This is a genomic window from Flavobacterium enshiense, from assembly GCF_040750275.1.
Taxonomy (GTDB): Bacteria; Bacteroidota; Bacteroidia; order Flavobacteriales; family Flavobacteriaceae; genus Flavobacterium; species Flavobacterium enshiense_B.
Genome location: NZ_JBDOCV010000004.1, coordinates 279,912 through 306,270 on the forward strand (window position 1 = coordinate 279,912; position 26,359 = coordinate 306,270).

The 26,359-nt window shown below is 38.1% G+C and carries 25 protein-coding genes; 12 read left to right on the forward strand and 13 right to left on the reverse strand.

Annotation, left to right across the window (positions count from 1 at the left end; genetic code table 11):
• Positions 1 to 53: 53 nt before the first annotated feature.
• From lipA to ABGT15_RS07925, 3 genes are read left to right on the forward strand one after another with little or no spacing between them, the layout of a single operon-like run.
• Positions 54 to 926, forward strand: a complete 873-nt coding sequence (gene lipA / locus ABGT15_RS07915; RefSeq protein ID WP_367230887.1) for a lipoyl synthase — start codon at positions 54 to 56, stop codon at positions 924 to 926.
• A 2-nt stretch (positions 927 to 928) separates the two neighbouring features.
• Complete coding sequence (gap, locus tag ABGT15_RS07920; protein WP_367230888.1) at positions 929 to 1,930, forward strand: type I glyceraldehyde-3-phosphate dehydrogenase; 1,002 nt, start codon at positions 929 to 931, stop codon at positions 1,928 to 1,930.
• A gap of 32 nt (positions 1,931 to 1,962) precedes the next feature.
• On the forward strand, positions 1,963 to 4,167 hold the full coding sequence (locus tag ABGT15_RS07925) for a tetratricopeptide repeat-containing hybrid sensor histidine kinase/response regulator (protein ID WP_367230889.1): 2,205 nt from the start codon (positions 1,963 to 1,965) through the stop codon (positions 4,165 to 4,167).
• On the opposite strand, the gene ABGT15_RS07930 is transcribed toward ABGT15_RS07925, so the two are convergent.
• Both ABGT15_RS07930 and lpxK read right to left on the reverse strand, forming a co-directional pair.
• Positions 4,164 to 4,976, reverse strand: coding sequence for a purine-nucleoside phosphorylase (locus tag ABGT15_RS07930; RefSeq protein WP_367230890.1), 813 nt, complete (start codon positions 4,974 to 4,976; stop codon positions 4,164 to 4,166). The two genes, ABGT15_RS07925 and ABGT15_RS07930, sit on opposite strands and share 4 nt — an antisense overlap.
• Complete coding sequence (gene lpxK / locus ABGT15_RS07935) at positions 4,948 to 5,973, reverse strand: tetraacyldisaccharide 4'-kinase (protein ID WP_367230891.1); 1,026 nt, start codon at positions 5,971 to 5,973, stop codon at positions 4,948 to 4,950. The genes ABGT15_RS07930 and lpxK overlap by 29 nt, the downstream gene beginning before the upstream one ends.
• Before the next feature lie 115 nt (positions 5,974 to 6,088).
• Between lpxK and ABGT15_RS07940 the strand changes: the two genes are divergently transcribed.
• From ABGT15_RS07940 to ABGT15_RS07950, 3 genes are all read left to right on the forward strand, one after another.
• A complete protein-coding gene (locus ABGT15_RS07940) occupies positions 6,089 to 7,183 on the forward strand; it encodes a Nif3-like dinuclear metal center hexameric protein (RefSeq protein ID WP_367230892.1) in 1,095 nt (364 codons plus the stop codon).
• Positions 7,184 to 7,186: 3 nt separating this feature from the next.
• Positions 7,187 to 7,966, forward strand: coding sequence for a zinc ribbon domain-containing protein (locus ABGT15_RS07945; RefSeq protein WP_367230893.1), 780 nt, complete (start codon positions 7,187 to 7,189; stop codon positions 7,964 to 7,966).
• A gap of 112 nt (positions 7,967 to 8,078) precedes the next feature.
• Positions 8,079 to 8,855, forward strand: a complete 777-nt coding sequence (locus tag ABGT15_RS07950; protein WP_367230894.1) for an alpha/beta fold hydrolase — start codon at positions 8,079 to 8,081, stop codon at positions 8,853 to 8,855.
• On the opposite strand, the gene ABGT15_RS07955 is transcribed toward ABGT15_RS07950, so the two are convergent.
• Complete coding sequence (locus tag ABGT15_RS07955; protein ID WP_367230895.1) at positions 8,856 to 10,523, reverse strand: S8/S53 family peptidase; 1,668 nt, start codon at positions 10,521 to 10,523, stop codon at positions 8,856 to 8,858.
• 93 nt (positions 10,524 to 10,616) lie between these two features.
• Here ABGT15_RS07955 and rluF point away from each other — a divergent pair, with 93 nt between their 5' ends.
• The 6 genes from rluF (at position 10,617) to ABGT15_RS07985 (ending at position 15,720) form a co-directional block, all read left to right on the forward strand.
• Positions 10,617 to 11,441, forward strand: coding sequence for a 23S rRNA pseudouridine(2604) synthase RluF (gene rluF / locus ABGT15_RS07960; RefSeq protein ID WP_367230896.1), 825 nt, complete (start codon positions 10,617 to 10,619; stop codon positions 11,439 to 11,441).
• A 128-nt stretch (positions 11,442 to 11,569) separates the two neighbouring features.
• Positions 11,570 to 12,316 (forward strand): hypothetical protein, encoded by a 747-nt coding sequence (locus ABGT15_RS07965; protein WP_367230897.1) that lies wholly within the window; start codon positions 11,570 to 11,572, stop codon positions 12,314 to 12,316.
• A gap of 518 nt (positions 12,317 to 12,834) precedes the next feature.
• Positions 12,835 to 13,083: a helix-turn-helix domain-containing protein gene (locus ABGT15_RS07970; RefSeq protein WP_367230898.1), complete on the forward strand. Its 249-nt coding sequence runs from the start codon at positions 12,835 to 12,837 to the stop codon at positions 13,081 to 13,083.
• 95 nt (positions 13,084 to 13,178) lie between these two features.
• Complete coding sequence (locus ABGT15_RS07975; RefSeq protein WP_367230899.1) at positions 13,179 to 13,988, forward strand: hypothetical protein; 810 nt, start codon at positions 13,179 to 13,181, stop codon at positions 13,986 to 13,988.
• 16 nt (positions 13,989 to 14,004) lie between these two features.
• Entirely contained in the window at positions 14,005 to 14,847 is an 843-nt protein-coding gene (locus ABGT15_RS07980; protein ID WP_367230900.1) for a hypothetical protein, read from the forward strand.
• Positions 14,848 to 14,886: 39 nt separating this feature from the next.
• The gene (locus ABGT15_RS07985; RefSeq protein ID WP_367230901.1) at positions 14,887 to 15,720 is read left to right on the forward strand and encodes a hypothetical protein; all 834 of its coding nucleotides are present in this window, start codon (positions 14,887 to 14,889) and stop codon (positions 15,718 to 15,720) included.
• A gap of 33 nt (positions 15,721 to 15,753) precedes the next feature.
• On the opposite strand, the gene ABGT15_RS07990 is transcribed toward ABGT15_RS07985, so the two are convergent.
• From ABGT15_RS07990 to argS, 10 genes are all read right to left on the reverse strand, one after another.
• On the reverse strand, positions 15,754 to 16,245 hold the full coding sequence (locus ABGT15_RS07990; protein ID WP_367230902.1) for a GNAT family N-acetyltransferase: 492 nt from the start codon (positions 16,243 to 16,245) through the stop codon (positions 15,754 to 15,756).
• Positions 16,246 to 17,127 (reverse strand): bifunctional 5,10-methylenetetrahydrofolate dehydrogenase/5,10-methenyltetrahydrofolate cyclohydrolase, encoded by an 882-nt coding sequence (locus tag ABGT15_RS07995; protein ID WP_367230903.1) that lies wholly within the window; start codon positions 17,125 to 17,127, stop codon positions 16,246 to 16,248. It abuts the gene before it with no gap.
• A gap of 61 nt (positions 17,128 to 17,188) precedes the next feature.
• On the reverse strand, positions 17,189 to 18,526 hold the full coding sequence (gene ffh, locus ABGT15_RS08000) for a signal recognition particle protein (RefSeq protein ID WP_367230904.1): 1,338 nt from the start codon (positions 18,524 to 18,526) through the stop codon (positions 17,189 to 17,191).
• A 134-nt stretch (positions 18,527 to 18,660) separates the two neighbouring features.
• The gene (locus ABGT15_RS08005) at positions 18,661 to 19,125 is read right to left on the reverse strand and encodes a hypothetical protein (protein WP_367230905.1); all 465 of its coding nucleotides are present in this window, start codon (positions 19,123 to 19,125) and stop codon (positions 18,661 to 18,663) included.
• Between the two features lie 125 nt (positions 19,126 to 19,250).
• Positions 19,251 to 19,442 carry a hypothetical protein gene (locus ABGT15_RS08010; RefSeq protein WP_367230906.1) on the reverse strand — a complete coding sequence of 64 codons (192 nt, stop codon included), beginning with the start codon at positions 19,440 to 19,442 and terminating at the stop codon, positions 19,251 to 19,253.
• 63 nt (positions 19,443 to 19,505) lie between these two features.
• Entirely contained in the window at positions 19,506 to 19,841 is a 336-nt protein-coding gene (locus ABGT15_RS08015; RefSeq protein WP_367230907.1) for a hypothetical protein, read from the reverse strand.
• 64 nt (positions 19,842 to 19,905) lie between these two features.
• Entirely contained in the window at positions 19,906 to 21,591 is a 1,686-nt protein-coding gene (locus tag ABGT15_RS08020) for an MBOAT family O-acyltransferase (protein WP_367230908.1), read from the reverse strand.
• Between the two features lies 1 nt (position 21,592).
• Positions 21,593 to 23,014 carry a GDSL-type esterase/lipase family protein gene (locus ABGT15_RS08025; protein WP_367230909.1) on the reverse strand — a complete coding sequence of 474 codons (1,422 nt, stop codon included), beginning with the start codon at positions 23,012 to 23,014 and terminating at the stop codon, positions 21,593 to 21,595.
• A complete protein-coding gene (locus ABGT15_RS08030; protein WP_367230910.1) occupies positions 23,004 to 24,455 on the reverse strand; it encodes a hypothetical protein in 1,452 nt (483 codons plus the stop codon). The genes ABGT15_RS08025 and ABGT15_RS08030 overlap by 11 nt, the downstream gene beginning before the upstream one ends.
• Before the next feature lie 72 nt (positions 24,456 to 24,527).
• Complete coding sequence (gene argS, locus ABGT15_RS08035; protein ID WP_367230911.1) at positions 24,528 to 26,303, reverse strand: arginine--tRNA ligase; 1,776 nt, start codon at positions 26,301 to 26,303, stop codon at positions 24,528 to 24,530.
• Positions 26,304 to 26,359 lie beyond the last annotated feature (56 nt).

Consider the following 26,359-nt stretch of genomic DNA (forward strand, 5'->3'; position numbering starts at 1 on the left):
ACCAAGCAGTAAGTTCTCAACAATTAGTATCTTTGCGAATATTTTTCAGCATTATGGATACCGTTTTAGACTCCAACATCTTACCGAAAGCCAAACCGAAATGGTTGCGTGTAAAACTGCCGACCGGCCAGAAATATACTGAACTGCGTGGTTTGGTTGACAAATACAAACTAAACACCATTTGTACTTCCGGAAGTTGCCCGAATATGGGAGAATGTTGGGGAGAAGGAACAGCTACTTTCATGATTCTTGGTAATATATGCACCCGTTCTTGTGGCTTTTGCGGCGTAAAAACCGGAAGACCGGAAACTGTAGACTGGGATGAACCGGAAAAAGTGGCCCGTTCCATCAAAATCATGAACATCAAACATGCCGTGATTACCAGTGTGGATCGTGACGATATTAAAGACATGGGCTCCATAATCTGGGCAGAAACAGTAAAAGCCATCCGAAGAATGAATCCGGAAACCACATTAGAAACTTTAATCCCTGATTTTCAAGGAGTAGAAAGAAATCTAGACCGAATCATCGAAGTAAGTCCAGAGGTAGTTTCTCACAACATGGAAACCGTAAGACGTTTAACCCGTGAAGTGCGCATTCAGGCTAAATACGATAAAAGTTTAGCTGTTTTAAAATATCTTAAAGACAAGGGAATCCGCAGAACAAAATCTGGAATCATGCTAGGGTTAGGAGAAACTGAAGAGGAAGTCATCCAGACCATGAAAGATTTACGCGAAGCAAATGTAGACATTGTAACCATCGGACAATATTTGCAACCCAGTAAAAAACACCTTCCGGTAAAAGAATTTATTACACCGGAACAATTCGAGAAATACGAAAAAATAGGAAAAGAATTAGGTTTCCGTCACGTTGAAAGTGGAGCCTTGGTTCGCTCTTCTTATCACGCGCAAAAACACATTCTGTAATCATGTTAAAAACCCGAGTGGCCATTAACGGTTTTGGAAGAATCGGGAGAAATCTCTTTCGGTTACTTTTGGATCATCCCAACATTGAAGTGGTAGCCATCAACGATATTGCCGACACCAAAACCATGGCGCATTTGTTGAAATACGACAGTATTCACGGGGTTTTAAAAAACAACATTACCGCGCATGACAACTCGTTTCTTATTGACGGAAAGACCTACCCTTTTTTCCATGAAAGAGAAATAGTCAACATAAACTGGAATAATTTAGCGGTTGATATTGTAATTGAGGCCACGGGAAAATTTTTAAAATATGCTTCAGCAGAAGCTCACTTAAAATCCGGCGCCAAAAAAGTAATTCTTTCAGCACCACCTGAAGACGACACTGTAAAAACGGTTGTTTTGGGCGTAAACGAGCATATTCTCGACGGTTCGGAAAAAATCATTTCCAATGCAAGCTGTACCACCAATAACGCTGCACCAATGATCAGAGTTATTCAGGAATTATGCGGCATTGAACAGGCTTACATTACCACAGTTCACTCTTACACTACTGATCAAAGTTTACACGACCAGCCTCATAAAGATTTGCGAAGAGCACGAGCCGCTTCCCAATCTATTGTTCCGACAACCACCGGCGCTGCTAAGGCATTAACCAAAATTTTTCCCGAACTGAACGGAAAAATGGGAGGGTGCGGAATCCGGGTTCCGGTTCCGGACGGCTCTTTAACAGATATCACTTTTAATGTTAAAAGAGAAGTTTCCATTGAAGAAATTAATAGCGCTTTTAAAGTAAAAGCCGAAAACGAGCTAAAAGGAATTCTTGATTACACCGAAGACCCAATCGTATCGGTTGACATTTTAGGCAATCCAAATTCTTGTCTTTTTGATGCTCAGCTAACCTCTGTAATCGATAAAATGGTAAAAGTTGTAGGTTGGTACGATAACGAAATCGGTTACTCTTCCCGAATAATTGATCTAATAAGTTTCGTTTCAAAGAAATAAATCCCTATATTTATGCAGCTTATTTGCAACACATGAGAAATTATTTCGCTTTATTACTTATTTTTTTCTCATTTTCAGCCTTTTCACAAAACGAAATGGCCGATGTTAAAATTGATAGCGTTACCTATTATCTGGAGCTTTCCGGATTTTATAAAAACAACATCAATTATGACAAGGCGCTTTCTTATGCAAAAAAATCACAGCAGTTTGCCGAAAAAAACAAACTTCAAAAAGATTTAGCAGACAGCTACTTAGCAATCGGTGGTATTTATCATGAAGTGAATAAAAATGACCAGGCAATTGAAAACTATATCCGAAGCCTTACCATTTACAACACCATCAAACCCTCCTCCAATAGCGCTTATTGCTATTACAGTTTGGGATTAAGCTACTTAAACAAAAAAAACCACGCACTTTCTGACAATTATTTTAACAAAGCGGTTTCTGTTTACAATCAGATTAACCTCCCCGAAGCAACCAACTTAATTACGCTTCAAAAAGCCATTCTAAATAAAAACAATGGTAATTTACAGAAGGCTAAGGAAGAGTTTTTCAGCATTGTAGAGAAAAATAATACGGAAGTTTTTTTTGAAACCAAAGCCGAGGCCTATTACCAATTAGCTGAAATTGAAGCTAAAACAAACACTAAAAATGCAATTGATTATTTAGAAAAAGCTTACAGAATTTCTATCTCATCAGACAATCTGCAGCAGAAATTAAAAATTACCCGTCGGCTAAGCGATTCCTATGAGAAAATAAAATTTCCTCAATTGGCTCTTTTCTATATGACAAAACACTTATCGCTAAGAGATTCGATTACTGATTTACGAAATAAAGCAATTGGCGCCTCACCCAGCGACAATTTTATTCCAAGTGAACAATTCAGAACGATTGACCGAATGAACCTTGAAAACAAGGCTCAAGAAAAAACCATTAAATTTTCAAAACTCATCAGTATTTTGAGTATTGCTCTGATTTCCATTTTATCGTTATTGAGTCTTTCGCTTTACAAAAACAACATCATCCGTACCAAAACCAATCAACTCTTAAAAGACAAAAACCAAGAGTTGGAAATTGAAAAAATAAAAGCAGAAAAAGCATCAAAAGCCAGAGCAGAATTCCTCTCTACGGTTAGTCATGAATTACGTACACCTCTAAATGCCATTAACGGTATCACTCATATCCTGATCGATGAAAATCCGAAGCCGGAACAAATGAATTACCTTAATTCTCTTAAATTTTCAGGAAACTATTTGCTGACTTTCATCAATGATATTTTAGAAATTAACCGCGTGGAATCCGACAATGTTGGCATTGAAAATATTGAATTTGATTTACGAGAACTTTTAGAAAACATATTGGGTTCTTTCACCGAAATCGCTAACAAAAACAAGACGATTTATCATTTAAAAATCGATGAAAAAATACCGTCCACACTTATTGGCGACCCTACCAAATTGTCTCAGGTTTTCATTAATTTGATTAACAACGCAATAAAATTCACTAAAAACGGAAATGTTTGGCTGGTTGCCGAAGTAAAAAAAGAAAAAGCGAATTCTGTTAAAATACATTTCGAAGTACAAGATACAGGAATTGGGATTCCAAAAGAACATCAAGAAACCATTTTCGACAGCTTCACACAAGGATCTGTCCATATTAATCGAAAATATGGCGGTACTGGTTTAGGTTTAGCTATCGTAAAGCGACTTGTACACATAATGGGTGGCAAAATCAAACTGGACAGCGAAGAAAATAAAGGGTCACGTTTCCATTTTGATCTTTCATTCAGATATACCGAGAAAAAAATCGAGAAAAAAGAAGGTCCTTCCTACGAAGATGTCTGGCTTATCGGAAAAAGCATTCTTTTGGTTGAGGACAACAAAATCAATCAAATGATTACTCAAAAAATGCTTGAGAAAAAAGAGATGAGCTGCTTTATCATCGAAAACGGAGAAGATGCTGTGGAACATATGCGCAATCACCGTTACGACCTAATTCTCATGGATGTACACTTACCGGGGATTAACGGAACTACTGCTACGGAAGAAATCAGAAAATTCGACAAGAAAACACCAATTGTAGCCTTAACCGCAATTTCATTGGACGAAAATAAAGAAATGTTATTATCCTTCGGCATGAATGACGTAATCACAAAACCATTCGATCCGGAAAAATTCTATCAGATAATTGCCAATACAATTATGGAGTCTAGTGCTTCAAATGTAGCACAAAGCTAGTAGTTGATAATCAAGTTTTTAATCAGGTTTCTTACTTTTGGCTCTGCTTCTTTAGCCGCTTCCAGAACCTCTTCATGCGTAATGGTATCGATACTTTCCTCGTTACCCATATCGGTTATTACAGAAATACCAAAGGTTTCCAAATTCATGTGAGCCGCCACAATCACTTCCGGAACAGTTGACATGCCAACGCAGTCTGCCCCTAAAATTTTCACCATGCGGTATTCGGAAAGGGTTTCAAAGGTTGGTCCCTGTAAACCTAAATACACACCGTCATTTATTTCAATATTTAAAGAAGCTGCTAATTCTTTTGCTTTCGTTATCATTTTACGACTGTACGGCTCGCTCATGTTTACAAAACGCGGTCCGAAACGCAAATCGTTTTTCCCACGAAGCGGATGCTCCGGCATAAAATTGATATGATCTTTAATAATTACAATAGAACCAACTCGATAGTCGTGATTCACACCACCTGAAGCATTGGAAACAATGAGTTTTTCAATTCCCAAATATTTCATGACACGTACCGGAAAAGTAACCTGTTTCATATCGTAGCCTTCATAAAAATGAAAACGCCCTTGCATTGCCACAACTTTTTTTCCTTCAATTGTTCCGAAAACCAAAGCACCTTTATGTCCTTCTACAGTAGATACCGGAAAGTTTGGTATTTCAGTATACGGCAATATATGTTCAATTTGAATATCTTCGGTAAAACCTCCTAAACCCGAACCTAAAATCACACCATATTCCGGAGTAAAACTTGTTTTTCCTTTAATATAACTAACGGTTTCCTGTACTTGTTCCCACATAATCCAAAATCGTTTTATCAAAATCGTTTTTATCGTTTAAGAATGTCGTTTTTATCGGCAAATAAAAAAGCTGTTCCTTTGGCAACTTTCCGCTTAAACGAACATAATCTTTTTCCGTTGTAACGATACACCTAGTATTTGCTTTTTCTTTAATTATTTCGATGTCCTGCTGAGTAAAATCATGATGATCCGGAAAAACCATCGTTGTATTTTGAGCAGCCTGCAAATATGCAAAAAAAGATTCCGGTTTTGCAATCCCGGCCAAAAGTAATTTCGCTACATCGGACATTTCGGTTACCGGAATTTGTTTCTCCGCCGAATACAAATGACTGTCATAAGCAATAAAGGTAAAGAATAATTGCTGATTAGCATGCAATTTCAACCTGGTTTTGATTTCATTTTGTTGTGTAATTGTAAGCTGTGGCGGACACTTTGTAACAATCACAACGTTAGCTCTTTCTACTCCCGCTCTACTCTCTCTGAGATTTCCGGCCGGAAGAATCAAATCGTCACAATACAAATCATCGTAAGCCGTAAGAAGAATATAAAAACCCGCTTTAACTTTACGGTGCTGAAAAGCATCATCCAGCAAAATCACTTCCGGTTTATTTTTCTGGGCAAGCAGTTGAGTAATTCCGTTTACCCGATTGGCATCAACGGCTACCTGAATTTGTGGAAACTTCTGAAAAAACTGATACGGTTCATCCCCTAAAATTTGAGCATTGGAATTTTCATCGGCCAGAATAAAGCCTTTGGATTTTCGTTTATACCCTCTGCTTAAGGTTGCCACCCGGTATGAATCGGACAACAATCGGATCAGATACTCAATCTGGGGTGTCTTTCCGGTTCCGCCAACACTCAAATTCCCTACTGCGATTATAGGTAAATCAAATTCCTGTGATTTCAACTTTCCGGTATCGTACAAAAAATTGCGAACGGAAGTTACAAAGCCATACAAAACAGCAAATGGGAAGAGTAATTTTCGAAGGAAATTCATAATACGAATGTAGCTATTTTTTATCTTTTTGAAAAAAGTTCTTACTAAATTCGTTACTTTGAAGTGAGATTGAAAGATTTCAAACTGTAAACTGTAAAACGCATAAACTTTAACTATGAAGATTAGAGAAATCCTTTCCGTTTTAGAAGAAATGGCTCCTTTGGCTTATGCCGAAGATTTTGACAATGTCGGTCTTTTGGTTGGCGATGTCAATACTGAAGCCACTGGTGTTTTGGTCTGCCATGATGCGCTGGAAAGTGTAATCGAAGAAGCCGTTACCAAAAACTGCAATCTGGTTGTTTGCTTCCACCCTATTTTATTTTCAGGGTTGAAAAAAATTACAGGAAAAAACTATGTAGAACGTGCTGTTATCAAAGCCATTAAAAACGATATCGCCATTTATTCGGTTCACACAGCTTTGGACAATCACCAACAAGGAGTGAATAAAATTTTCTGTGATGCATTAGGGTTAATCAATACTAAAATATTAGTTCCGAAACAGAATTTCATTCAGAAACTTATCACCTATACAATTCCTGAAAACGTAGAACAGGTTCGCAACGCCTTGTTTGATGCCGGAGCCGGAAAAATAGGCAATTATGACGATTGCAGTTTTAATTCGAAAGGAATCGGAACCTATATGGGCAATGAAAACAGTAACCCTGAAATTGGTGAACGTTTTGAATTTGTGGAAGCCGAAGAAATCAAAATTGAAGTCACTTTTGAGAAGCACTTGCAAGCTAAAATAGTAAAAGCGTTGTTTTCTAACCACGTTTATGAAGAAGTAGCGTACGAAATTTACGATTTACAAAACACACATCAGAATATTGGCTTGGGAATGATTGGTGAACTGAAAAACCCCATGAACGAATCGGATTTCCTTCAAATGGTAAAAGAATCGATGAAAACCGGCGGCATCCGTCATAGTCAATTCCTAAACAAAAAAATTCATAAAGTAGCTGTTTTAGGTGGTTCCGGAAGTTTTGCCATTAAAAATGCGATAAATGCCGGTGCCGATGCTTTTTTGACTGCCGATTTAAAATACCATCAATTCTACGAAGCTGAAAGCAGACTCCTTTTGGCCGACATCGGGCATTATGAAAGCGAAAGATTTACAAAAAATTACATAGTTGATTATCTTACGAAAAAAATTAGTAATTTTGCAATCATTTTATCGGAAGAAAATACAAATCCAGTTAAGTACTTTTAAAATATGGCAAACGTTAAAGAACTAAGTGTAGAAGAAAAGTTAAGAGCTCTTTATGACTTACAATTAATTGATTCTCGAATTGACGAAATCAGAAACGTGAGAGGAGAGCTACCTCTTGAAGTGGAAGATTTAGAGGATGAAGTTGCCGGATTAAGCACTCGTTTAGAAAAACTTAAAAACGATTTGGAAGCTATCGAAGACCAAATCAAAGACAAGAAAAACGCTATCGAAGGACACAAAGAGTCTATCAAAAAATATTCTACGCAACAAAAAGAAGTTCGCAACAATCGTGAATTCAACGCTTTAACAAAAGAAGTTGAGTTTCAGGAATTGGAAATTCAGTTAGCAGAAAAACACATTAAAGAAATGAAAGCTTCCATCGAACACAAAAAAGTGGTTTTGGGAGAAACTAAAGACAAATTAGATGCTAAACAAACGCATTTAAAACATAAAAAATCAGAACTAAGCGACATCATGGCAGAAACCGAAAAAGAAGAAAGCTTCTTATTAGGTAAATCTGAAGAGTTCCGTCAACAAATTGAAGCACGTTTATTAGCTGCTTACGACAGAATCCGTTCCAGCGTTAGAAATGGTTTAGCAGTTGTTTCTATCGAGCGTGGTGCATCTGCAGGATCTTTCTTCACGATTCCTCCTCAAACACAAATGGAAATCGCTTCCCGTAAAAAAATCTTAACAGATGAACACAGTGGAAGAATCCTGGTTGACAACATGTTAGCAGACGAAGAAAAAGAAAAAATGCAGCAATTATTTGCAAAAATATAAGTAACTTAAATCCCGATTTCATCGGGATTTTTTTATGGCGCTAATCAACAAAACGGTTCACTTTGTTTTTACAAAATCCATTGGGTTGTATGTTAACCTGATGAGTTTTGTTATGCCAAAAAGAGCCGCACAAATTGCCTATAAATTTTTTTCCGAACCTCGAGAAGGAAGGCTAAACCCAAACGACATTCCGGAAATCTTAAAAGAAGCGGTTCAGGAAACAATTACCTTGGAGAACCACACAATCCAAACTTATACCTGGGGTGGAAATGAAAACAAAGTTTTACTGGTTCACGGATGGGAAAGTAATGCCGCACGCTGGGAGCAGTTTATAAAATTACTGCAAACATCCAAAAGCACCATCATTGCACTCGATGGCCCAGGACAAGGGCTTTCCAGCGGTATTGAATTCAACATTCCGCAGTATGCAAAACATGTAGATGCGCTAATCCGAAAATACCAACCGCAATACATTATCGGACATTCCATGGGAGGCGCCACCTGTTTATATTACCAGTACAAGTACAACAACCCTTACCTGCAGAAAATGGTAATTTTGGGAGCACCAAGTGAATTTGAAATCATCCTTAACAACTACAAAAAAACGATAAGCCTGAGCAATAAGGCCTTCGAATTACTTAAAAAACGTTTTGAGGAACGTTTCCAAATCCATCCATCTGATTTTTCAGGCAAAAAATTCGCATCGACCTTTAATTTAAAAGGACTAATTGCACACGATGTTGATGATGATGTGGTTTCTTTCACTGAAGGAAAAAAAATAGCCGAAGCATGGAAATCCGCAGAATTCATTGAAACAAAAGGGCTCGGACACAGTTTACATGACGAGCTTTTGTATCAGAGAATTTCCAAATTTCTTTTTGAGGAGTAATTACTGTTTCAGGATTTTTTTTGTAGCTACCTTGTTTCCGATACTGATTTTAGCAAAATAAATTCCAGAAGGCAAATGCGCAACAGCAAGGTGTGTTTGACTTGATAAATTCGTTTTTCTTAGAACAATCCTACCCAAAGCATCAACCAATTCCAACGTTCCTTCTTCTGAACTTGAATCCGGAAATACTATTGTCAGATGGTCATTAACAGGATTCGGATACATTGAAACCGTTAAAAATGAAGGGTTTTCTATCGACAATACAGCATTAAGCTGTTCTATAGCTGTCTGCATGTTTGGTAACGGCCCAATATTCCCTGTCACGCCCGTTCCTTGTGGAATCCCGGTAGATCTTAACAATTGACGCATTTCTGAAGGCGTCATGTAATTACCCGTCAAACTGCGGTAATACGATTGTAAAACTATCACGCAAGATGCCACGATTGGAGTCGCCGAACTCGTTCCTGAAAAATTGGTATACCCCTGATTGAAATCTCCACCTACCTGAACTGCATCACCGTAGCCACAGGCAAAAACACCTTCAGACCAACCTTGTACATCTACTCTTGAACCGTATGTACTATACGAAATCCTGTTATGCGATGCATTAGCCCTTCCGCCTCCCACTAAAATAGCACCGGAATTACCTCTTGCCATATAGGAAGCATAATAACCCGAATCCAAATTCTGATTCCCGTTAGCAGCGGCTTCAACGATAATGATACCAGCATCGGTAGCGGCTTTGGTTAAATCCCAAACCACCTGATCAAATTCTGCCGGCACATAATTACTGCCTTGTCCATAAGTTTGCATTTCATACAAAATCACATCACCTGCCTGAGAAGCTGCAATAGCTTGTGTTATAGCATTTATCCTATTATAACCGCTTTGTTGCCATTCCGGAAACAAAATCATCTCCTGAGCTCCATATGCCATTCCGGAAATACCATAAGTACCTTTATCGGCCATTACAATACCAAAAACTGAAGTTCCGTGTTCTGTATAAGCAGTAGAAGCAGAAGCATTAATTGTCATGCCTGGCGCAATAGAAACATTTACACTATTTAAGTCTTCATGATTAGGATTAAAACCATACTCCACGTCGCGAACACGAATGCCACTTCCACTCAATCCCAAACCCCAAGCATAATTCATATTCACACCCGGATTTGCTCCCATATACGTTTGATTGACTTCGTAATTATTTGTTGTCGGTGCAATATCTGTCGGTGGTGCTATTGGTTTTAAGCTCATGAGTGCACAATATTCAACTTCGGAAAATTGCTCCAACTTAGCCGCTACTTCCAAAAGACGTTCGTTAGTGGGATTATCCAATTGTACTTTGAGGATTTTTTTTAGTTTCTGAACCGCTGCGTCGCTCTTAGAGATACGTCTTGCTTCTTGGGAAAGAAAGTCTAATTTGTCTGCAGAAATAGAAATTCCCGGCTCGAAACGAATGCCATACTTCGTCACAATTTCCTTAATATCAGGAAGCAACGATATAAGAGCATCATTACTGTTATGAGAATCAAAAACAAAATCCGATTGAAAGGCCACATACAATTCGTGAACATCGGAATCGGAAGCCAAACGGAATTCCCCTTTTCTGTTCTGCGCAAAAAGGGTAAGTCCAATTAAAAAAACAATAAGAGAAAACAGCTTTTTCAATCCTCTAACAAATTAAGGTTCAAATATATAAAAAAGTAACTCAGATTTTAAGGTTTACTTCATTTTTAATGATTAATCCATTATTTTTGCAGTATGGAAGAAAATAAAACCCGTATTAACAAATTCCTTTCCGAAACCGGATACTGTTCCCGTCGCGAAGCTGATAAATTACTGGAAGAAGGTAGAATCACCATTAATGGCAAAGTACCTGAATTAGGCACAAAAGTTTCCACTGATGACGAAATTCGCGTGGATGGGAAATTAATACGTGAAAAAACTTCCAAACCCATTTATCTAGCTTTTCACAAACCAGTAGGGATTGAATGCACCACTAATCAAAGTGTCCGTAATAATATTGTGGATTACATTAATTACCCAAAACGTATTTTCCCTATCGGACGATTAGACAAAGCCAGTGAAGGATTGATTTTTATGACAGACGACGGCGATATTGTAAATAAGATACTTCGCGCACGTAACAACCATGAGAAAGAATATGTTGTAACCGTAAATAAACCCATAACCGATCGTTTTATCCAACGAATGGGTAACGGCGTCCCTATTTTAGATACGGTTACCAAGAAATGTAAGGTGGAACAGATCAGTAAATTTGTATTTCGGATTGTTCTGACACAAGGACTTAACCGTCAAATTCGCCGTATGTGTGAATATTTGGGATACGAAGTTACCGCTTTGAAACGCATCAGAATCATCAACATTTCGCTTGATGTGCCGGTAGGACGTTATCGCGATTTGACAGATACCGAAATTAAACAACTAAACTTGCTTATTAGCGAATCCAGTATGACTGAAGAAGCAAGTTTTCCAAAACCGGATGTAAAACCGGGAATCCGAAAAGCGTTCTCAAAACCTATTTCCCAGAAACCTGACCAAAACAAGCGCAGGTTTAAAAAATAGTTTTTCCGTCCTTAAAACATCTTAGGGCTAACAAAAAACGCTTTTTTCTTTACAAAAAAATCAAATGGAAGTTTCCTTACAAATATTTTTTTTTAATACATTTGGTTTAACAAAAAATATCCGCGGCAATGACTTCCTCTTCCGAATTCGGCAACAATTTAGAGCAGCCCAACAAAACTACCAGTGAAACCGGGCACGCTAAAAATGTTGCGAATTTTTTACGTCTGATTTCATACTGTCACAGCCTGGAAGAAATTTACAATCCCTCCAACAATCGTCTAAAAATAGCGCAACTGGAAACATTGTATCACATCGCTCTTGAAAAATTAAACGATGTACGAACCCAGAAAACAAACTTCGACATACACACCAACAACCGTCGGAAAGCCTTTGAAGATTTAAAACCTTTTTGCACCAAAATCACTAATGCCTTTGCCGTTTCCGGAGTAAACAAACTTATTCTTGAAGATGCTAAAGCCGTAAACAAAAAAATTCAGGGTGTAGTTTTGAAAAATACTGCAGAAACCAATTACTGCTCCCAACAATCCTACGACAGAAAGATTGAACATTTTGCCAATCTTACTGAAATTTTAAAACAGAATACCATCTACAACCCAAACGAACAGGAATTAAAAATTGATTCTCTTCAAACGAAGCTAGATCATCTTCGCACACAGAATCACAATTTAATAAACAGCTACTTACTATACAGCAAAGCCTTACAAGAAAGAAACCAAACATTGTATAATGCGGAATCCGGTTTAATTCAAACGGCAAAAGAAGTAAAACAATACATCAAAAGTGTTTTTGGCACCAACAGCTCACAATACCACCAAATTCGAAATATCGAGTTTAAAGTTCGTACTGGGGAATAATTCTGCTTCTTCTCTTTATTCTTTAAAACCAGCAACTACTTCACATAAGGAGCAAACTGTTTTTACCCGTTATTTTTTCAAGTTAACTGTAAAATTTTCTTTTGGAAACAAATTTTCTTTTAGTTACTGTTATTATACTGTCATCAACTATTAATAACTCAATATGGGATAAAATATTTGTATGATAATCATTAATAATTTAGAATAAGGCAATATCAGAAAATGAAATGGCAAAAATAGTTTTAGTGTTGGCTAAAAAATTAGATATTAAAAAAAAAATACATAAAACCTTACGTACCAATGGTTTTATGAGAATTTTCCAACATCATGATAATAGGTCATTTTCTTTTAAATTTATAAAACAATCATTTTCACGTTCATCTATTAAGCTATTTTTTGTATCCGTTGAAAATCGAACAGACATCCCCAAGTTAGTTACGTAAAAAACACGATTACGGTTTTCAGTTTTCAGCAATTTTAAAAAACAAAACGGCAAAAGACACTAATATGTGTTTTTTATGATCGGAATAAAAAAGCAATTTTATACCATGTTAGAAAATGAAAACACAACTCTTATTAAAGCAATAGGAACAAAAATCAGAGAACTGAGACGAAATCAAAGTATGTCCCAGGAAGTCTTATCATTTGAAGCTTCTGTACCGAGAAATCAAATCGGAAGAATTGAAAGAGGTGAGATTAACACTACTGTAACGACTCTGAACAAAATTTGTAAAGTATTAAAAATTGAGATTAAGGAATTATTTTAAAGTTTAGCGACTTCACGTTCTTTCCGTATTGCTCACAGATAATAAAAATATGATGCTTTATTATCTAAATTATTTAACAATAAAAACCTTAATTTATGCGAAAACTTCTACTCTTATTTTTTTGCAGCAGCCTGTACGCACAGGTTGGTGTTGGAACGCCTACCCCGAATGAAGATGCAATCATCGAGGTTGTAAGCACAGACAAAGGAATTTTACTACCGAGAGTCCCACTTCAAGGAATAAACCAACCAAATCCCATGGACGCACATGTCTCAGGCATGATTGTATTCAACACGGCACAAAATGGCGCCGGAATCAATACGGTTTACCCGGGTTTATACTACAACGACGGAACGTCTTGGATACGACTAAACCCCAATACCGTAAAAATAGGAGAATTAAAACACAGTTTTTCCAATGCCGATCACAACGGCTGGTATTTACTTGATGGAAGAACTGTAAGTTCATTGCCCGCACTTGCACAAGCTAATGCAGGGACAATTGGTTTGTCGTCAAACCTTCCAGACGCTGCCGATCGGTTTTTAAAAGCCAAGACCGGTTCTGAATCTTTGGGAGACACTGCTGGAAGCCATACTTTTACAATTACTCAAAGCAACCTTCCAAACATTAACTTTACAGGTACAACAAATTCAGGAGGAAATCACAACCATAATCTGGACAGTTTTATCGGTTCAGAAAATATTGGACTACTTTCCACGACTCTTCTGACTCTTTTTCAAATTGCAAATGTCGCTAAGGAAACAACAACAACTGCTTCCCGAACCTCTCAAAATTCTGGAAATCATTCCCATTCGGTAAGTTTTAATTCAGGCGGCTTAAACACTCCTGTCGACAGAACACCGAACTACTTGGCAACAAACATTTTTATTTACTTGGGTTATTAATCAAAAAACGAGTACTATGACTAGAAAAATTACGCTGCTATTTATATTGTTTATATCAACAACTCTTTACTCACAAGTAGGAATTGGAACGGACACACCGAATGAAAATTCTGTTCTGGATATAAAAAGCGAAACGAAAGGTGTTCTGATAACCCGAGTAGCACTTACTGCCACAAACAATGCCTCCCCATTATCACAGCATGTTGCTGGTATGATTGTTTACAACATCACACCATCAGGAGTTGGAGATCAAGCTGTTTATAAAGGATTTTATTACAATAATGGGACGGAATGGATCCGATTAGAACCTCTTACAACTCAAATAGGCGATATTAAACACAGTCTTTTAACTGAGGATCACAACGGATGGTATTTGTTGGATGGCCGTAACACAAATTTGCTTCCGACAAAAGCGCAAACAAATGCCTCCACTATCGGATTTACCACCCAAATTCCCGATGCCAGAGATCGAATCCTAAAAGGTAAATCTGCATTGGAATCCTTAATGGATACCGGAGGGAACAATACGGTTAATTTATCCCAAACTAATTTACCAAATGTTACATTTACCGGTTCAACCAATAGCACTGGAGATCACAACCACAATCATGATGACAAATATCACGGTACCCCGGAAAGCTTAAATTTAGTGACCGGTTTACTAGGAATACTCAGCGGCGTAGTTTTAAACATTCTCAATAACGATGTGGGTTCCGATACGGTTTCAACAACTGTTTCCAACACCTCATCTAACGGAAATCACAATCACACAGCCACAGTAAATACAGGTGGAAGTGCTGCCCCTTTGGACAAAGTCTCACACATGGTTACCAATACTTTTGTTTATCTTGGAAAATAACATTTATGCAAATGATCTAATAACCTAATTGATTTTGATATGAAAAAAACCGCTATATACTTATTCATCCTTTTTTCAGTCTCTTCCATTGCTCAAAATGTTGGAATAGATATAACCAACCCGGACGCTGATGCTGCATTAGACATTTACAGTCTTAAAAAAGGTGTTCTGCTAACACGTTTGGAGTTAATAAGTACAGACAACCCATCTCCGCTGACAAATCATGTGGAAGGAATGACAACGTATAATACAACCAACACTGTTGCAATTACACCAACTTCAGTAAGTGAAGGGATATATTATAATGATGGTACAAAATGGAACCTGATGGGTCCAAATACCTTAATGATTGGTGATATAAAACATTCTCTGGAAGGCTCCGATCATAAAGGCTGGTTCTTATTGAATGGCAGAAATGTTTCTACTTTAAATCCCATTGCTCAATACAACGCAAATGCAGTAGGAATTGGAGTTAATTTACCGAACATGAATGATAAGTTCATCAAAACCACTAATGGTTTGGAAACTGTCACTTCAACTGCAGGCGCCAACAGTATTGTGCTAACACAGGCTAATCTTCCAAATATTAGCTATACAGCCACTACAACGTCCAACGGAAATCACAGTCATCAATATACCGATGCTTATAACGGTGTCAAAACACTCGGCTTAGCTACCAATGTACTTCCCCTTGTTCCATTGATTAGTGAAACCGTAGGCACTAACGACACCGTTCCTGCCAATTTGCATGCATCGGCTAACAGCGGTAGTCATTCGCATACCGTAAGTGTTCCCTCAGGAGGCTCAGACACTCCTATCAACGGAACGCCCAAACACATCGTCACCAATGTATTTATTTACTTAGGTGAATAATAAAAAAACCGGAATCAAAAGATTCCGGTTTTTTTATATTGTTTTTTCCATGACATAATCTTCCATCAGATAGCCAAGACCAATATCGATATCTTCTTCATGAACGATTTCAAAGCCATTGTGCTTGTAAAACTCCTGGGCGATGTTGTATCGGTTTACATTTAAAAAAAGATGCGTATTACCAGCTTTTTTCGCCGCTTTTTCAACCTCCGAAAGCAACAGCTTTCCTACACCTTTTCCTTGTGATTCCGATGAAACATAAATTTTATGCAACTTAGTCTTACCCGAATTTTTGCAATTAATTTCATACGAAGCAAATCCGTAAAAAACACCTTGATTTTCCGCTAATAAAAAAACATGATGATTATCCAGCTGCGCCTCCAAAGCAGGAATAGCATAGAAATTTTCCAACATGTAATCCAATTGGGCTTCCGAAAGAATTTCACCATAAGCATCCGGCCAGATCTTATAGGCTAAATCTCTGATTATATGAAGCTGACTTTTATCCGCGTGAAGAATCTGCATTTATTTTGCCATTTTTTGTTCTCTTGCCAACAATGTGTTTTTCATTAGCATTGCAATAGTCATCGGGCCAACTCCTCCTGGAACCGGCGTTATAAACGATGCTTTTTTACTTACATTTTCAAAATCCACATCCCCGGTAATTACATAACCTTTTGGATTCGTTTCGTCTGCAACACGGGTGATTCCTACGTCAATTACTACCACATCGTCTTTCACCATTTCGGCTTTCAGATAATTCGGAACCCCTAAAGCGGTGATGATAATATCAGCCTGAGATGTAATTTGTGTAATATTTTTCGTGTGACTGTGTGTTAAGGTAACGGTTGAATTTCCTGGGAATCCTTTACGGCCCATTAAAATACTCATCGGACGACCAACAATATGACTTCTTCCGATTACCACTGTATGCTTCCCGGCAGTATCTACATTATATCGCTCCAATAATTCTAAAATACCGAAAGGCGTTGCCGGAATGAACGTACTCATATCCAAAGCCATTTTTCCGAAATTTTCAGGATGGAAACCATCTACGTCTTTACTCGGACAAATTGCCATCAGTACTTTTTGTTCGTCAATCTGATCTGGCAATGGCAACTGAACAATAAAACCATCAATATTATCATCTTCGTTCAGTTCCTTGATTTTTCTCAGCAATTCTGTTTCCGAAGTGGTACTTGGCATTTTCACCAATGTCGATTCAAAGCCAACACGCTCACAAGCTTTCACTTTACTGCCAACATATGTTAAACTTGCACCGTCGTTCCCTACAATGATAGCTGCCAAATGTGGCACTTTTTCACCTTTGTCCTTCATTTTCTGAACCTCGGCTGCAATTTCAATTTTAATGTCTTCCGCTGTTTTTTTTCCGTCTAGTAGTTGCATTCTTTTTGTTGTTTGTGTGTGTTTCTATAAAAAAGAAGACGCGATTGTTCGCGTCTTTATATTATCTCATTCCTTTCATTCCGCCCATCATTCGCATTAGGTTTTTACCACCTGCGCCCTGCATCATCTTCATCATCTTACTCATTTGATCGAATTGTTTCAGCAACTGATTTACCTGTTGAATATTTGTACCCGAACCCTTAGCAATACGCGTTTTACGTTTCGCATCTAAAATGGATGGTTTTGATCGCTCATCTGGCGTCATGGAGTGAATAATCGCTTCGATATGTTTGAAGGCATCATCTTCAATTTCAACATCTTTTAACGCTTTTCCGGCTCCAGGAATCATCCCGACAAGATCTTTCATGTTACCCATTTTCTTTACCTGTTGGATTTGCGTTAAGAAATCGTCGAATCCGAATTCGTTTTTCGCGATTTTCTTCTGCAATTTACGCGCCTCTTCTTCGTCATACTGCTCCTGTGCTCTTTCTACTAAGGAAACTACATCTCCCATCCCAAGGATACGTTCTGCCATACGTGACGGATAGAAAACATCAATCGCTTCCATTTTCTCACCCGTACCAATAAACTTAATCGGTTTATCAACCACAGATTTGATCGAAATTGCAGCTCCTCCACGTGTATCACCATCTAATTTGGTCAATACAACACCGTCAAAATTTAATCGATCATTAAACGCTTTTGCAGTATTCACCGCATCCTGACCTGTCATGGAATCCACTACGAATAAGGTTTCCTGAGGCTGAATTGCTTTGTGAACGTTTGCAATTTCAGTCATCATCTCCTCATCTACTGCTAAACGACCCGCTGTATCGACAATTACAACATTAAAACCGTTAGCTTTAGCATGTTTGATAGCGTTTTCAGCAATGGAAACGGCATTCTTATTATCCGGTTCAGAATACACTTCCACACCGATCTGATCTCCAACCACATGCAACTGATTAATCGCCGCTGGACGGTAGATATCACAAGCCACCAATAATGGCTTTTTGTTCTTCTTGGTTTTTAGGAAGTTCGCTAATTTACCCGAAAAAGTTGTTTTACCCGAACCTTGCAAACCAGACATTAAAATAATTGATGGGTTTCCGGAAAGATTTACACCGGTTGCATCACCACCCATTAATTCGGTTAATTCGTCTTTAACGATTTTCACCATTAATTGACCTGGCTGTAGCGTTGTCAATACATCTTCACCAATTGCTTTTTCTTTTACTCGTGTGGTAAAATCTTTGGCAATCTTGAAGTTAACATCGGCGTCCAATAAGGCGCGACGTACTTCTTTTAAGGTATCGGCTACGTTTACTTCGGTAATTTTTCCGTGACCTTTTAATATATGGAAGGCTTTGTCGAGTTTATCGCTTAAATTATCAAACATGATCGTTTTTGTTTAATGAGGTGCAAAGATAATATAAAGTCGTAAAGGTTCAAAGTAGCAGAGTCGCAAAGTTTTAGATAATCCTTAATAAAAAACCAGTCCGAAGACTGGCCATATAATTTCTGCTATTGTAGTTAATTTTTTTCAAATGTCAAATAATCGGTACCGCCACCGCCACCGCTGACATCCCTTAATCTGATTTTGGTATTGGTATACTCCAAAATTTCCCAGTCATCCGTTAAATCCACAAATGAAGGAGGTGTCGTATACCCAATATTAAAGTCAACATCACTCGGACTATCGTCATTACTGTTACTGTCTGTTATCGACCATGTTCCGGTATAAGTATCAAAATCATCGTCTGCGGTCAGCACATTATTACTTCCAAACGTAAAATTAAAGCCTGAGAAGTTAGATGTTTCATCAGTATCGGAATCATAAAAATAGGTAATTCTCCATGTCCCAGTCGAAACAATGTTCCGTACAGCAGTTATTGTCTGACTGTTATTTGACACTGAACCTCCGTCGTCATCGTTACTGGAACAACCTAGACTTATTCCCAACAAAAAAACAAGTCCAAAAATTGATGCTTTTCTCATATCTGTTTATATTTTAAACACTACTGTAAATTTAACAAAAAAGGAATAGATAACCTAAACCGTTTTTCTTTTGCTAAACAAAAAACGCCCCGAAAATGGGGCGTCTTAAAATCATTAGAAAGAAATTATGCTTTCTTAGCAGCACAACAAGCTTTTTTCTCACCTGTTGCACAAGCTTTCTTCTCTTCTTTAGTGCAAGCTTCTTTTTTAGTAGTTGCTTCTTTTTTAGCAGGACCTGCCGTTTTTTTCTCCTGAGCAGTTACGTTCATTGATACTGTAAATAATGCTACTGCTAAAATTGCTACGATATTTTTCATCTTTTTAAAATTTATTTAGTTTATATCTTTATTTTTTGACTGTTTCTGATTGATGATTTCCATTTAAGAATTCTGAATTTCCGGTGGATGCCAAAACGAATTGTAAAAATGAGGAATTAAATTTTTCTCATATACTAAATTCTGTTTTTTTACCTTTTCAAAAACCCCGGGAAAGCTAACATCCTGAATCTGCTGAACGATAAACTGTCCTGCTGAAAAATTTAAATTCAGCACACATTTCTCTTTCTGACAGCTATCCGGCATATCATCTCCCTGACAACATCCTTCCTGAGCCATAACCATACACTGCTTCGAAACATGTGATTTCAAAACACGCACAGTTGGCACTCCTATTAGAAGTATAAAATATGATGCAATTATAGTTGTCAAAAATTTCATTGATTCAAATGTAGAAAAAAAAATGAATTATGATAATTTTTGAAAACTTAATATTTTATTAAAATTAAAATTGAAAATAAATGAATGGTTGTGGTCCTGCAGAAGCCATGGCATAAACCAACCAATACACCAACCCTAAAATAATTGCTTTTCCTATAATTGGCAAGGCTTTGAAGACAGATTGCGTGCCTTCAACCAATTTTTCCGGAAGAAAATGCCACGCAAATCCAATACCCATCAGAAGAAAAACATTTTTGTATCCTTCCCCAATAATCATCCATTGCTGTACATCAAAAGTAACATTCCCGATGTTGTTAATCACCTGTAACGCTGTATCAAAATCTTTGGCACGGAAGAAAATCCAACAGAATGCCACGAAATGAAACGTCAGGATTACCGACAAAACCGTCCAGATTCCACCAAAGAACGTCGGTTTACTATCTTTCTTCGGAGGAAAAAATTCCATAAAAATTTTATGAACCGCCAAGGCCAAACCATGCAATGCCCCCCAAATAATGAAACGCAAACTCGCGCCGTGCCATAAACCGCCCAACAACATGGTAGTCATTAAGTTGACATTGGTAAACATCGTGCGTTCTTTTTCCTTTGACAATAAAAACGTCAACGCAAAAACAACTGTGGATCCTACAGCAATAATCAAAGGAATATTACTCGTTGGAGCATAAGTAATTCCCCAAACAATCAAGCCGAAGAAAAACAAGGCCGGGAATAAAAATCCAGCAAAAGTTCCGTTACGGTTTCCTCCTACCGAAATGTATAAGAAGTCTTTCAACCAAGTCGATAAAGAAATGTGCCACCTTCTCCAAAATTCCGTAATCGAAGCAGACTGATACGGAGTACGGAAGTTTGTTGGCAATTTAAAACCAAGCAACAGCGCTACTCCAATCGCCATATCGGAATATCCCGAAAAGTCGCAGTAAATCTGAATCGCATACCCATACGAAGCCATTAAATTCTCGAAAGCGGTATAACTTGAAGGTGCATCAAAAACGCGGTCTACGAAGTTGATGGAAACATAATCGGAAATCACGGTTTTCTTAATCAATCCGCCGATAATTAATAAAAAGGCGCGGTTGATATCGTCTTTGGTTACGTTTAATTTTTGATAAATCTGCGGCAGGAAATCCTTGGCACGAACAATCGGACCAGCTACCAACTGCGGGAAAAACGACACGAAGAACAAATAATCCACGTAGTTTTTGGTCGGCTCGATCTCTTTTCTGTAAATCTCGATAATGTAACTGATGGATTGAAAGGTGTAGAACGAAATCCCTACCGGAAGTATAATCTTCTGAAAGGCAAAATCCGAACCTGAAACACTGTTATACGTATCAATAACAAAATTCGTGTACTTGAAATAGCCTAAAAACCCTAAATTCAGCACGACACTAAACGCCAGACACAATTTCTTATTCAGTACACTTTGCGTACGATGCACCAGATTTCCTAAATTATAATCGACTATGGATGAACCTAGTAACAGTAAAAAGAAAATCCCGCTCGATTTGTAGTAGAAGAACAGTGAAAACAAAATCACGTACACCAAACGCGGGTAAAACGTGTTTTTCAGTGCTATGTAAAAACTGTAAAAAACCAGAAACAAGCCTAAAAACAAGGCGGTATTGAATAAAATCGGTTCTTTTGGATTGAAAACAAACCAATTCTGAACCGTTTCTGCGGTAATATCGTTAAACAATGAGGCTATATTTTGGGTAAACCAATCCTGCATATTAATTCTTCTTCGTTACTTTAAAATTTTCGTAGGCGTTTAAAAGGGCTTGACTGAAAAGCTGTCCTTGCTTCTCATATCCTGATTTGGTATAATGGACTTTATCACCCGACATCAATCCTTGTCTGTAATTACGGTTCACACCGTACATGCCACCCATGATGGCAAACAAATCCCAGGAGGCGTGATTCACTACGGTAGCCTGTGCGTTGACATCACGCGCATAAGCATCGGCAAAACGATTCAGCGAACGACGGTACAACAACGACGGCGGCGTAGACATCACTAACACTTCCGCATTAGGATTCTTCGATTTAATGTTGGCAATAAACGTATTGAGTTGCGTCATATAATCGGATGACGGCATTTTATCAAAGGTTTCGTTGGTTCCTAAAGATACAATAAACAAATCGGCTTGCAGTGCCTGCGTTTGCTCGAAAAACAACGGATATTTATTGTAATCGGAAGCTTTGGCACCGTTCACACCGATAGCGCTATACGTAATGCCCGGCTCGTTCTTTTCAAAAATCAATCCGTTTAAGGCGAAATTGGAAGCCGATTTGTTGGGAATCAGGTAGATTTTATCCATCGGGATTTCCGAATAAAACGAATGCGCAGTTGTCTCTTCTGTCAGCGAAAGCGGAATGAATTCCGAACGCTTTACACTGCGCTTCTGCATTTCATTGGTTGGGATTTTCAGCGTTTTTCCGGCTCTGATCTTATCCGATTTCAGGCCATTGTACCGTTTCAGTTCGGCTGTCGAAATATTGTATTTATCAGCAATAATGGAAATGGCTTCCCCGTTTTTGATTTTATGAGTAATGCGTTTTGGCACATTTGATTCTAAGGTGATTGTCTTTTTTGCCGTCGCCACTTCAAACATGTCCTGGTTGCCCGGTGAAACAATTTTCAGGGTATTGAACTGATAAGCGTTGTCTTTTACGTTGATTTCCACCGCAAAATCTTTAGCTCTTGTGGTTAACGAAATACCGCTTAAACCAATTGGGCTGCCGTTTTTCTCTTTTGTAATACGATGGTTGTTCCACGATTCATTGGAAGAATAGCGAATGAAATGACTGCCATTCGTTCTGGCTAAATTATGCGGAAAGGAAAATCCCAAACCACCGTTCCCGAATGTATCCTGAAGGTTTTTCCGGATGACTCCCGTGAACAAATCGGCCTGTATATGCGAATCACCAATGTGAACCACTCGCACTTTTCCCGATTTAGCAGTTTCAAGCAAATACAACTTCTCGAAGAATTTCTCTAAGGATTTTGTGTTGGAAATCGCATTTTCCCCATAGTTTACCTTCTCTTCCATGCCCAAGGTATCGACATCCACCGTAGTAGAATCCACCACTTGAGCAGAAACCGACACTGAAAAAAGTATCCCAAAAAATGCTATGAAAAACTTATTCCACATCAACGCTGTCTTTTTTTACGGTTACCGAATCTTTCTTCACCGCAGGTTTGGCCACTTTTCGGGTGGCGCGCAATTTTTTAAACTGCTCGTAACCGTCGTATATTTGATTGTAAATCAAAGAAGAAATACGTTTGGCTCCCCTGAAATTGAAATGCGTATAATCTTTATTGGCCGATGCCGGTGCTTCTTCCACCCATTTTACCATCGAACCGTCGCCGCCCATCAGCGTGTATAAATTCACGTAACCCGCTTCCGCTTGCACGGCATATTTTTTCTGCGCTTGTGTTAACGGTACCACTGCCGAATCCGTTTTCATTTCCAAATCGTATTTTGTGGATTTATCGGCGGTGGAAATAATAAGAATCGCAACGCCTGGAAAACATTCTTTCAGATGACTTACCACACGTTTCATGCGTTTTTCGTACCAGGAATAGTTTAGCGAACCGTAATTCAGCACGTTTGTTCCGTAATGTAACACGATTAAATCATAACCCAATTTATCCTGAAACTGGCGCATGACTTCGGTATTGAACGTTGAAATCGGTAGTCCGGAATTCCCTCGGTTGGAAAAATTATCCACATGAACCCCTTTTCCGTCGTCGAAATTCATTCCGTAAATTGGAATGGAATCGGCTTTTACGAAATCGACTTTTAAGTTTTTAGTCGTGTTTCCGATTACTAAGGTATTGACTAATTTATTTGGTGTCAGCTTTTTGTAAATCGTATCATTTCCAACTTTCAAGGCAATTTTACCCGATTTGTTGGATGATTTTCCATAGAAAAGCGTAGGATTGTTTAAGTCCGTTAGGTTTTTCAGCTTGCTGGCTTTGTATTTTACCCATTCCACATTGGCAGTATCGTTAGCAAAAAATACGTGACCGTTTACGCCGAATGGACTTCTTGGCTTCTTGACATTTAAGTACGATTGTGTTTTCCAGTTCCCTGAAAATTCGTGTTTGATAGAATTACGCGAAGCCGCCGATTCGGAAGTAATATTCACAAAACCAACACCCTGACCTCCAAACTGATTCTGAAAATTGGTTCTGAAATCCTGCACAATCATGTCGCCATCGGTCATGGAATCCCCAAAATAAGCGATACGGACATTACCCTGATGCGTCGTTTCCAACTGATACAATTTCTCATAAAACTGAACCAAATGCTGGAATCCTTTATAATCCGAATAGGTTTCATCCGGAAACGTAATACCGTCTACAGCCGTAAAACTAATCGGTTGATTGGATAAGGTGTCGCCCTCTTCTGCAGAATTCTCCTCTTCAATCGCTTCCAAAAGCAAACTGTCAATAACCACATTTTTGGAATTGGCAGTGTTTTCAGAGAAAATTTTCTTCGGTAAAAACGATTTGAACACCAAAAATGCCGCTATGGAAAGGGCAAAAATGGCAAACGATTGTAAAAAATAGGATTTATTTTGATTCACTTATTAAATTATGAATTATGAATTATGAATTATGAGTTTATACTGAGCCAATAATCCATAACTTATATTAATTTACATTCTCTCAGGAACATTGATTCCCAATAATCCAAAAGCTGATTTAATTACTTCGCCTACTTTTTTCGACAACTGTACGCGGAAGATTTTTTTGTTTTCATCTTCTTCGCCTAAAATCGAAACGGATTGGTAAAACGAGTTGTATTCTTTCACCAAATCATATGTATAGTTAGCCACCAAAGCAGGACTGTGATTTTTCGCCGCATCCTGAATTACACTTGGGAACAATTCTACTTGTTTCAGTAATTCTTTTTCTTTTTCGTGGAATTCAACGATTACCTCTTTGTTTAAATCGAAATCGGTTTTGCGTAAAATTGACTGGATTCTCGCATACGTATACTGAATGAACGGACCTGTGTTTCCGGCAAAATCTACAGATTCCTCAGGGTTGAACATCATGTTTTTCTTCGGATCAACTTTCAGCATGAAATATTTTAACGCGCCTAAACCGATTACATTGTATAATTCCGCTTTTTCCGCATCGGAATAACCGTCTAACTTTCCTAATTCTTCGGAAATCGATTGTGCGGTTGTAGTCATTTCTTCCATTAAATCATCGGCATCTACTACTGTTCCTTCGCGGGATTTCATTTTCCCGGATGGCAATTCCACCATTCCGTAAGACAGGTGATATAAATCTTCTGCCCAATCAAAACCAAGTTTTTTCAGAATTAAGAATAGCACTTTAAAATGGTAATCCTGCTCATTTCCAACCGTGTACACCATTCCGCCCACATCCGGATTGTCTTTTACACGTTGAATCGCCGTTCCGATATCTTGGGTCATGTAAACCGCTGTTCCATCCGAACGCAATACAATTTTACGGTCTAAACCTTCCGCGGTCAAGTCAATCCAAACGGAACCGTCCGGATCTTTTTCGAAAATGCCTTTCTCCAAACCGAATTGCACCACTTCTTTTCCTAACAAATAGGTATTGCTTTCGTAATAGTAGGAATCGAAATCTACACCTAGGTTTTTGTAAGTCGTACCGAAACCGTCGTAAACCCATTGGTTCATGGTTTTCCAAAGTTCGATAACTTCAGGTTTTCCGGCTTCCCAATCTAAAAGCATTTGTTGTGCTTCCAAAATGATTGGCGCTTGTTTTTTAGCTTCTTCTTCCGATTTGCCTTGCGCGATTAATTCGTTGATTTGCGTTTTGTAAGCTTTATCAAACTCTACATAATATTTCCCAACCAACTTATCGCCTTTTAATCCGGAAGTTGCAGGTGTTTCCCCGTTTCCGAATTTCTGCCAGGCCAACATCGATTTACAGATGTGAATCCCTCGATCGTTGATGATTTGGGTTTTGTATACTTTTTTACCGGATGCTTTTAAAATTTCCGCCACGGAATACCCAAGTAAGTTATTTCTGACGTGTCCTAAGTGCAACGGTTTATTAGTATTTGGTGAAGAATATTCCACCATAACGGCTTTGTCACCTTCTTTTGGCGTTGCAAATCCAAAGGTTTCGGCAGTTCTGATTCCGTTGAAGAAATTTAAGTAATACGCATCGGAAATTACGATGTTCAAAAAGCCCGAAACGACGTTAAAACGCTCAACTTCCGAAACATTCTGTACCAAATAGTTCCCAATTTTATTTCCCAATTCCACCGGATTGCTTTTTACCAACTTTAAAAGCGGAAAAATCACTACGGTTATGTCGCCTTCAAATTCCCGACGGGTTGCCTGAAATTCCACTTTATCGAGTGTAACATCAAATAAATCCTGAACTGCTTTCTGGATTTTTCCCGTAAGAATTTGTTGAAGTATCATAAACTGTAATTTTTTAAGGGTGCAAAGATACGTTTAATTGGAGAAATTGAAAATTA